The sequence below is a fragment of the Flavobacterium sp. genome, assembly GCF_039930565.1.
Classification (GTDB): domain Bacteria; phylum Bacteroidota; class Bacteroidia; order Flavobacteriales; family Flavobacteriaceae; genus Flavobacterium.
In genome coordinates this window covers 1-10568 of sequence record NZ_JBDTTP010000107.1, presented here as the reverse complement: position 1 = coordinate 10568, position 10568 = coordinate 1, and the positions used below count along the sequence as shown (strand labels likewise).

Sequence of the window (10568 nt, the reverse complement as noted above, 5' to 3'; positions counted from 1 at the left end):
AAAAAATCGAAATCGGTGGTTTTGAAATTTTAGAAGGTGCTTTCGTTGGATCTTATGTTCACGTTAACAAAATTGCTGCATTAACTGCAATTTCTGCTGCAATTCCTAATGCTGACGTTTTAACTAAAGATGTTTCTATGCAAGTTGCTTCTATGGGAGCTGATACATTATCTTACAAAGATTTTGATCCAGCTTTCGTTGCTTCTGAACTTGCTGCTCGTATTGCTATAATCGAAAAAGAAAATGAAGAAGCAAAACGTTTAGGAAAAACTTTAAAAAATGTTCCTAAATATATTTCTTTCTCTCAATTAACTGAAGAAGTTATAAAACAAGCTGAAGAAGATGCTAAAGCGGAATTAAAAGCAGAAGGCAAACCAGAACAAATTTGGGATAAAATTATTCCAGGAAAAGTTCAACGTTTCATTTCTGATAATACTACTTTAGATCAGGAGAAAGCTTTATTGGATCAAAACTTCATTAAAGACGACAGTAAAAAAGTAAGTGATTATGTTAAAGGATTCAATGTTGAAATTACAGGTTTCAAAAGAGTTACTTTAGGTTAATATTATTTAAAAACAAAAACCCGACATTATTAATTGTCGGGTTTTTTATTTGAACGCATTATCCTTATTTCTTTTTATCTACAATTGGAAAGTTTCTGGCACGCATTAAAGCATCAGATTTAGGAGATCTTCCCCTAAAGTTTTCATAAGCTTTCTCCTGATCTATAGTGTTTCCTACACTAAAAACAGTATCATAAAGACGTTTTGCCACTTCCTTATCATAAGGTCCTTTACCTTCAGTAAAAGCTTCCCAGGCATCTGCATTAATAACATCTGCCCATAAGTAACTATAATAACCCGCTGAATATCCATCACCAGAAAAAATATGACCAAATTGGGGAATTCTGTGACGCATTACAATTTCAGAAGGCATATGGAGCGCATCTAAAGTTTCTTTTTCAAATTTATGAGGATCAATTTTCGTAGTCGCTAAATGCAGTTTCATATCGATTAAGGAACTTGAAATAGTTTCTACAGTAGCAAAACCTTCGCTAAAATTTGCTGCTCTTTCAATTCTGTCTACTAAAGCCTGAGGTAATGGCTGACCTGTTTTATAATGCAAAGCAAACTTATTCAAGACTTCTGGAGTACCAAGCCAATGCTCTAACAATTGAGACGGGAACTCAACATAATCTCTCGCCACAGAAGTTCCTGCTAAACTTGGATAAGTCACATTTGAGCATAATCCGTGAAGCGCATGTCCGAACTCATGAAACAAAGTTGATGCATCTTCCCAGGAAATTAAAATTGGTTCGTTTGCAGTACCTTTTATAAAATTACAGTTATTTGATACTATTGTCAGAACATCACTATCTAATTTTTGTTGGTTACGGTATGCATTCATCCAGGCTCCTGAACGTTTTCCTGCACGTGCATATGGATCAAAATACCATAAGCCCACCACTTTTCCGGTTAACTTATTACTTACTTCCCAAACACGTACATCTGGATGGTAAACTGGCATATCTGTAATTTGTTTAAAACTTAAATTGAATAATTCTCCGGCAACCCAAAACATTCCTTCACGTAAGTTTTCTAATTGTAAATATGGCTTAACCTCGTTTTGATCTAAATCATATTTTGCCTTTCTAACTTTCTCAGCATAATAACGGTAATCCCAAGCCTGAATTTTAAATTTACCTCCTTCTGCATCTACAATCTTTTGCATTTCAGCAACATCTTCATGTACTTTTTTTACTGCTGGCTCCCAAACCGACATCATTAAATCCAATGTTTTTTGAGGATCTTTTGCCATTTTATTGGATAAACTCCAGTGCGCAAAAGTTGGAAAACCAAGTAATTTAGCTTTTTGGGTTCTTAATTCTAAAATAGAAACCAAAGTGACATTGTTATCATTAGGGTTTCCATTATCTCCTCTTTTTACAAAAATATCAAATGCTTTTTCTCTTAAATCTCTACGAGTAGAAAAAGTCAAAAAAGGCTCAATTGAAGAACGTGTGTTGGCAATACACCCTAAAGCATCAATTTTTCTTTGCTTTGCTTCTGCAATAGCAGCATTTTTTACTTCATTTGGCAAACCGTCAAAATCAGCTTCTGTTTTTAATGCAACATATTGATTTTGCTCTTCTGCTAATAAATTTTGGCTGAAAAGGGTAAAAAGCGATGCAAGTTCTTTATTTACACCCGCTACTTTCTCTTTGTCCTTATCGTTTAATTTTGCTCCCTGACGTACAAGATTAGTATAATACAACCAAATTAAACGTTGTTGTTCGCTAGTTAATTTTTTACTTTCTTTAGAATTATAAAGCGTTTCAACTCTGGTAAATAATTTTTTATTCTGATTAATCTTATCACTAAACTCAGAGAATTTAGGAGACATTTCCCTATCGATAGTGCTAAACTCCGGACTGCTTAAGTTTGATCTGTAAATTCCGTAAACAGTAGAAACTCTCTCCATTGTTTCTCCCGAACGCTCTAAAGCAGCAATTGTATTATCAAAAGTTGGCGGTTTCTGATTATTAGCAATAGCATCAACTTCATTTAATTTTTCCTGAATACCAAATTCAATTGCCGGTTTAAAATCTGAAACTCTATATTCATTAAAAGCAGGTACACCTCCATAAGGTCCTGTCCATTTTTTAAGCAAAGGATTATCATCCTTGTTTTGTGCGTTTATCGCAAAAAAAGTTGTTCCCATAAGAAAAATTGAGATTAATTTTTTCATATTATTATTTTGAATTAGTAATACTTCAAAAGTATCCAAAATTTACGAATCGCAGGTAAGTTTTAACATTCGCAAAAGTTCTTCTATGGTATTTTACTCCAATAAGAAAACGGATTATTTTAAGAAAATCCAATACAATAAGCTTACAAAATTTTAAATTATAAACGAAAATCATATTATTCTATTCTATATTTGTTTGGTAAAACATTAAATCTGTTCCCATTGAAAAAACTACTTTTTATTTTATTATTGATAACTTCATTTGTTGAGGCACAAAACAAAAGTTTATTTTGGGAAATATCAGGTAACGGCCTAACTAAAAACTCGTATTTATATGGTACAATGCACGTTAATGATAAAGTTTCTTTTCATTTATCGGACTCGTTTTTCAAAAATCTTTTAGGGTCTGATATTGTTGCTAATGAGAGTAATCCTGAGACATGGACCGATTTGAATGATCTGATGAAAAACAATAACGATTATAATCTGTATACAAAATTTTATACCGAATTCTATTTGTTTCCAACTACAAAAGAAAATATCAAAACCATTTTTAATAACGATAATGCACGTTTTTTTAGAAGCATGTTGTCTGGTGTGGAGGGTGAACAAGCCGATTATCAGGAAAACACAGTTCTTGATATGTTTATATTTCAAACCGGAAAAAAATACAAAAAACAAATTGCAGGACTTGAAAATGCCAGAGAGTCTATGTTATCTATTCTTCAATTAGGCGAGGAAGATGCAAAACCTAAGGAAGAAAACAGACTTACCCTATCTAAAATTTTAAAAAACAGAAACCCCAACGAAGCACTTAAGGAATATTACCGGGAAAAAGATATTATTATGCTGGATTCTATTTATAAATTGATGTTTTCAAAAAAAGCACATGATGCCCTTATTGTAAACCGAAATAAAATAATGTCTAACAGCATAGATTCCATTGCTAAAACCGGAAGTCTTTTTTCAGCTGTTGGTGCAGCACATCTTGCTGGAAATGATGGTATGATTGAACTTTTAAGACGTAAAGGTTATATTCTAAAACCTATAATAGATACTTTTACGGATAATGGAAAAAATCAAAAGAAAAAAATTGAAGCTTATTTCCCAAATCCAAATTTTGTTACTTCCCACACTAAAGACAAAATGGTACAAATGCCATTGTATAAAAATATAATAGAAGAAAATGAAATTTTAGGATCTCCTGATTTCACAAATGGAGGTGCTATCACAATAAAAAGAATTCCGCTAAATTATTTCCTTAAAGACAGGGACATGATCTATAACGCGAAGTCATTGGACAGTTTATTTTTTGAAAAAATAGCAGGGGATATTATCGATAAAAAATATTTCGAGCAGCCTAATTATTCCGGATATGACATAAAAAACATCACAAAAACGGGTAATAGCCAGCATTCAAAATTTTATATAACTCCTTTAGAAATCATTTCTGTTTCTATGACAGGACCTGCAAATTATGTTCGCCAATATGAAAATGAAGTTTTTGATAATATTAAAATAAAAGGGTTTAAAAATGAATGGGAGAAAATAAAGCCCAGCAAGGGCGGATTTGAAATTGAAATTCCATCTTTTAATTTTGTCTTTGGAAACAATGTTGAAAAACCAACAAACATTGATATTCAGGCATATGACAATCAGGAAAAAGGCTATTATTTTTTAAAGGAAAAAACCCTGAACGACACGGACATATTAGAGAAATCCGAGTACGAACACAAACAGCTTCATTACCAATTTTATTTGCAACAGGATCAGGATTCTACAGATACTCATTATAATAAATCCGGAAACTATTTCATTTCTTCCTCTATTATTGGAAAAAGGAATATCAGATTGAAAACAGTTATTAGCGGAAATAAATATTATTTATTAGGAACTGTAAACGTGTCCAAAACAAACACAGACCGATACTTTAACTCATTTTTAATACTGCCTTTTGATTATAGATCAAAATCGAAAATGCTAATCGATTCAACATCCAACTACAAAATAGAGATTCCGGAAAAAGAAAATGAGAATTTGTTTTTAAACCTAAAAATAAAACAATATGAGGCAAAAAACACTTTTAAGGAAGTAAGCCAATATCAGGTTTTTAAGTCGGAAAGTGGCAGGGAAGTAAATTTAGAATATCATAAATATCACAAATATGAGCTTGATTTATCAATTGATTCAATTCAAAAAAAGTTTAAAAAGGTATTTTTAAAACAATTTGAAAACAGCTTTGATGAAGATTTTTATGATCAAGGCGAAGATGAAGCGTATGGTAATCCTAACTCATTATTAAATATAGAATTGTATCAGAAAAAAGGATTTTCAAAATCACTTTGGAATAAAATTTTATCTGAAAAAAAGGAAAATTATGAATTTTTAAGTGAAAGCATACTATTTAACAACGACCAAAACAGTTACATCATTAATGCAACTGTTTCTAAACCTAATGTTATTCAGTCGATTAAATATAAAGCACTTTATAAAAACAATTCCTATTATTTATTAAGTACGCTTGTAGAGAAAAATTATAAAAACGATGACTCCTTTATAGAGAATGCTTTTAGTTCGTTAGCTTTAGCTAAAAATATAAAAAATAATTCTCCTGAAGATAAAATCAAACTTTTTATAGCAGATGCAAAAAATGCAAAAGATACTATACGCTACTCTGCCTTAAAATCTATAAACAATTTGAATATAACAAAGCATGATTTTGAAGATGTTACGAATTTTATAAATACCTTTAATTTTAAAGAAAATGAAACGGATGCAATTTCTGCGCTTTTAGATAAAATAGGTAAAATTAATGATGACAGAGTTATTCCCTTTCTTGAAAATTATTATAAAAAAGGATCTACAAAAACAGAGGTCCAAATTAGTATTTTAAAAAGTCTTTCTCTACAAAAATCTAAATCAGCATACAAAAAAATTAATGAATTGCTTGAATATGACTTGCCCATTTCTGACAATCAATATGAAATAACCAGTCTTTTTTATTCATTTGAAAGTGATCCTGAAAACAGCAAGGAATTATTCCCTGAGATTTTTCAATATTACAGCATAAAAGAGTACAATAAACCTATAATTAATTTCTGTAATTTATTATTGGAGAAAAAATTAATCTCTGTCAAAAAGATAAAAGAATTTAAGAAAATAATTATAACAAATACTAAACTCGAATACAAAAGAGTAGCCAGCTGGAATCAAAAAAACAAAGCAGATGATGATCTTGAAGGAACTGAAGAAATAATTACTTCTTATGCAGAACCTACTGAATCAGTAGCCGATCTAATAAATTACACTAACTTAATCTATAATTACACTGACGATAATACCGTAAAAGAAGTAATTAAAAAAATAAAAAATCTTGATATTCCCGAGTTAAATATAGAATTGGCAAGATTAGGAATTATTCACAACAAATTAAGTATTACAGAAATTGAAGCATTTTTGAGTGACTCAAAAACACAATTTGCAACTGTCAATTTGTTATTGAATCAAAATAAAAAAGAACTCCTGCATTTTACAGATGATGAAATCTCAAAAGCTGCTGTTATAAATTTTCAAAATCTTTCAAAAAATGATTCTATTCATTTACAGCAAAAGAAAATAATTGAAAAAAATGGATATGAAATCTCTTTTTATTTTTATACAATCAAAACAAAAAATGCAGCAATTGACTCCGACAAAAATCAATTATACACTGTTGCCTTTATAAATGAAAATAAAAAAATAAATCCGTTGGCTTTTAAAGTATTTAATGTACTTTCTATAGAAGATGAAGAGGATTTAGAAAAAAAATATCAATTGATTATTAATGAATTCCTAAACGAAAATCATCCAAGGGCAAGCTTCGGAAAAGAAAAAACCGCAAATGAAACAATCCTTTATGAAGGATATTAAGTAATTTCGGCTTAAATTAACTCAGATAATCTGAATCCATATAATAAGTTTATGTTTAAAACCAAAAGAGAAATCGTATTTGTAATTCTTGCCGGAATTTTTATCACTAATGCCGTTGTGGCCGAGCTTATTGGCGGAAAACTGATTCTGATTGGTCCCTTTGTAATGAGTATTGGTATTTTGCCATGGCCAGTAGTTTTCCTGACAACAGATTTAATCAATGAATATTTTGGAGAAAAAGGAGTCAAAAAACTTTCTGTAATTACTGCATGCCTGATTACTTACGCCTTTTTAATATTGTCTATGGCGATAATAATCCCCGCAGCAAAAGGAATAAGTCCAGTCAATGATGAGCAGTTTCAGGCTGTTTTTGGACAAAGTATGTGGATTATTGTTGGAAGTATAATTGCTTTTATGGTTTCGCAGCTTATTGACGTTACTATTTTTTGGTTTTTTAAAAAAAGAACAGGAAATAAAAAAATATGGCTGAGGACAACCGGATCCACTATAATTTCACAATTATTTGATTCGTTCATCGTACTGGGAATTGCTTTTTGGCTTCCCGGAAAAATTGATTTTGATACTTTCCTGTCATCCGCATTGGTTGGGTATACTTTTAAACTTTCAATTGCAATTGTTTTGACACCTTTAATTTATTTGGGTCATTATTTGATCAAAAAATATTTAAATGAGCACACATCTGTCGTCGATTAAGATTATCTTAACGTCATGAAAAAAATAGGGATAATCATATTACTTTCAATAACTTACTTCTTTTTAGGCTGTGGCAATGACGCAAAAAAACAACCTAAAAGAGAAATGATAGCCTCTGTAAATAAATTAAAACCAGCTTCTGAAAAGAAATTTAAAATAAGTCCTTTAGAAAAATCAGGGATAAAAAACTTCGAAAAAAATTCCAATCCTTATAAAAAAAATAATTTTTCGCTGAACAAAGAAACAGAAGACAGACCCGAAACCCAAAATCTACACACTGATTCAGAAAATAATCAAGTAGCGGAAAAGGAACCAAATAAGAGTTTAATGACATTTGATAATTTAAAAAAAATACTTTCTAACAGTGAAATTGGAGACACTTTTACCCAAAAAGAACTAACTCAAAACTTTGAAATTCCAAGAGAAGCTGTCAAAATCGTTAAAAGTATTACAAAAACCGCTGAAGATGAAATTGCGGTAAAATGGAAATCTACCTGGCTTCTGGAAAAAGTATCTGATGCTAAGTTTAAAGATGGTGTTATGAAAATCACCTTTAAAGCCAATAAGTTATACACTTCCGGAACCGCAATCGGAATCAAATATGAGAAAAAAATCTACAATAATCTGATTATAGTAGGCTCTTCTGCATACATACCAAGTGTAAAAGGATACAGCTGGCAAATTGGTAAATAAATGCAAAACGAAAACGTAATACGCTGCAGCTGGTGTACATCAAGCGATTTATACAAAAAATACCATGACGAAGAATGGGGTGTTCCCGTTTATAATGACCCTACCCTATTCGAATTTCTAATTCTGGAAACTTTTCAGGCAGGCCTTAGCTGGATTACGATTTTAAACAAGAGAGAAAATTTCAGAATCGCTTTTGATTATTTCGACTATAAAAAAATTGCTAATTATTCTGAAGGCAAAATTGAAGAATTGATGCAAAATACCGGAATTATCCGCAACAGACTTAAAATAAAAGCAGCCGTTTCAAATGCACAGGCATTTATAAAAATTCAGGAAGAGTTTGGAAGTTTCTCCAATTACATTTGGAAATTTTCTAACGGAAAACCCATCGTAAACAATCCCAAAACCTCAAAAGATGTTCCGGCCACTACTCCACTTTCGGACGAAATCAGTAAAGATTTAAAAAAAAGAACCTTTAAATTCGTTGGCTCAACAGTAATTTACGCACACATGCAAGCCACCGGAATGGTTAATGATCACGCCGAAGACTGCTGGACACGAACAAAATAAAATCAGTTTTTTAGTCTCAAATTTAACGACAGTTTTCAGTTTTTTCACAACTTGAAACCTGAAACCTGAACTTTTTAAACAAAATTATCTATATTTGCTTCACACTTTAGGGGTGTCTGCTAATAAGCAGGCTGAGATTTTACCCTCTGAACCTGATCTAGTTCATACTAGCGTAGGGAAAAGTAAGATGACTTCTGCGCGCATTTATGCGTTTTTGTAGCCATTCCTAAAGTATAACTATATACTAAATTTCAAAAGGAATGGAACTAAAAATCAACCAACAAATCAAACAATTCAATGCCGAATCGCTAAGCGTTCAGTCATTGCTTGATCTCGAAATTCCCAACAAACAAAACGGAATTGCCGTTGCCATTAACAACACCGTTGTTCCAAAAATAAACTGGAGCCAACACTTTATATCCGAAACCGACGAAATTTTAATTATTTCTGCCACACAAGGAGGATAATTTGGCTGCACTAAACGGGCTATCCGTTACAAGTCCGCAGTCGTCAACCACAAAAACATAGTCATAACAAAGCTTCCGCTGGTCGCTTTTTTATTCCTTGTTTTCTACCGTTTCCTGCTTTACGGGCTTTACACTCCTATCCCTGGCAGAAACCGATTAACTGGAAATTTAAAATTTCAATCAAATAACAATAGCAACTTCAAAACAAATCAGTAATGAACAAAGAAGAACAAATATCCAGAACTCCTTTCCCTAATTCCAAAAAAATATACATCAACGGAGAAATTCATCCCATAAAAGTAGCTATGCGCGAGGTTATTCTTAGCGAAACCAAATTATCAAACGGAGGAATCGAAAAAAATCCGCCAGTAACGGTGTACGATACTTCGGGAGCTTACACAGATCCTAATATTGAAATAGACATTAGAAAAGGACTTCCGCGATTACGAGAAAACTGGATTTTAGAACGAAACGATGTCGAAGTTTTATCTGAAATAAGTTCTGATTACGGACAAACCCGATTGAAAGATGAAAGTTTAGATCATCTTAGATTTGAATATTTACACCAACCCAAAAGAGCTAAAAAAGGAAATAACGTAACGCAATTATACTACGCCAAACAAGGCATCATTACCCCCGAAATGGAATATATTGCCATCCGTGAAAATCAAAGAATTGAATTAATAAACCAGCAAACCAAAGCTATGCAATGCCAACACTCAGGTCATAGTTTTGGAGCCAACACACCAAAAAGCAAAATCACTCCGGAATTCGTACGTAGCGAGGTTGCCTGCGGAAGAGCCATTATTCCCAACAATATCAACCATCCCGAAAGTGAACCCATGATTGTTGGGAGAAATTTCCTTGTCAAAATAAATGCCAATATTGGGAACAGCGCCGTGACTTCAAGCATTGAAGAAGAAGTTGAAAAAGCCGTTTGGGCTTGCCGCTGGGGAGCTGACACGATTATGGATTTATCTACAGGAAAAAACATTCACGAAACAAGGGAATGGATTATCCGTAATTCTCCGGTTCCAATTGGTACCGTTCCGATTTACCAGGCTTTGGAAAAAGTAAAAGGAGTCGCTGAAGATTTAACCTGGGAAATTTTTCGCGATACTTTAATTGAACAGGCAGAGCAAGGTGTTTCGTATTTTACAATTCATGCCGGTGTTTTATTGCGTTACATTCACTTAACTGCTGATCGTGTTACCGGAATCGTTTCGCGCGGTGGATCGATTATGGCAAAATGGTGCTTGTTTCATCATAAAGAAAACTTTTTATACACACATTTTGAGGAAATCTGCGAAATCATGAAACAGTATGATGTTGCTTTTTCTTTGGGCGATGGTTTACGTCCTGGCTCGATTGCCGATGCCAACGATGCTGCTCAATTCGCCGAACTCGAAACATTAGGAGAACTGACAAAAATTGCCTGGAAACATGATGTGCAGGTTTTTATTGAAG

Annotated in this window: 7 protein-coding genes, 1 pseudogene and 1 riboswitch; of the genes and pseudogenes, 7 read left to right on the top strand and 1 reads right to left on the bottom strand. The window is 32.4% G+C overall.

Translation table 11 applies throughout. The features are described from left to right. Window positions 1-563: pseudogene (locus ABI657_RS17975) on the top strand (elongation factor Ts); the annotation flags it as partial. A gap of 64 nt (window positions 564-627) precedes the next feature. Here ABI657_RS17975 and ABI657_RS17970 read toward each other — a convergent pair. Next, window positions 628-2748, bottom strand: coding sequence for a M3 family metallopeptidase (locus ABI657_RS17970; RefSeq protein WP_348098650.1), 2121 nt, complete (start codon window positions 2746-2748; stop codon window positions 628-630). A 222-nt stretch (window positions 2749-2970) separates the two neighbouring features. Here ABI657_RS17970 and ABI657_RS17965 point away from each other — a divergent pair, with 222 nt between their 5' ends. The 6 genes from ABI657_RS17965 to thiC form a co-directional block, all read left to right on the top strand. Beyond that, window positions 2971-6657 carry a TraB/GumN family protein gene (locus tag ABI657_RS17965; protein WP_348098649.1) on the top strand — a complete coding sequence of 1229 codons (3687 nt, stop codon included), beginning with the start codon at window positions 2971-2973 and terminating at the stop codon, window positions 6655-6657. Between the two features lie 51 nt (window positions 6658-6708). Beyond that, a complete protein-coding gene (locus tag ABI657_RS17960; RefSeq protein ID WP_348098648.1) occupies window positions 6709-7371 on the top strand; it encodes a queuosine precursor transporter in 663 nt (220 codons plus the stop codon). 15 nt (window positions 7372-7386) lie between these two features. Next, a complete protein-coding gene (locus tag ABI657_RS17955) occupies window positions 7387-8064 on the top strand; it encodes a hypothetical protein (RefSeq protein WP_348098647.1) in 678 nt (225 codons plus the stop codon). After that, window positions 8065-8634 (top strand): DNA-3-methyladenine glycosylase I, encoded by a 570-nt coding sequence (locus tag ABI657_RS17950; protein WP_348098646.1) that lies wholly within the window; start codon window positions 8065-8067, stop codon window positions 8632-8634. It begins immediately after the preceding gene. A gap of 98 nt (window positions 8635-8732) precedes the next feature. Beyond that, a riboswitch (TPP riboswitch) is annotated at window positions 8733-8830 on the top strand. Between the two features lie 64 nt (window positions 8831-8894). Beyond that, entirely contained in the window at window positions 8895-9101 is a 207-nt protein-coding gene (gene thiS, locus ABI657_RS17945; RefSeq protein ID WP_348098645.1) for a sulfur carrier protein ThiS, read from the top strand. Between the two features lie 215 nt (window positions 9102-9316). Then, window positions 9317-10568: phosphomethylpyrimidine synthase ThiC (thiC, locus tag ABI657_RS17940; RefSeq protein WP_348098644.1), on the top strand; the 1252-nt coding region annotated here is incomplete at its 3' end.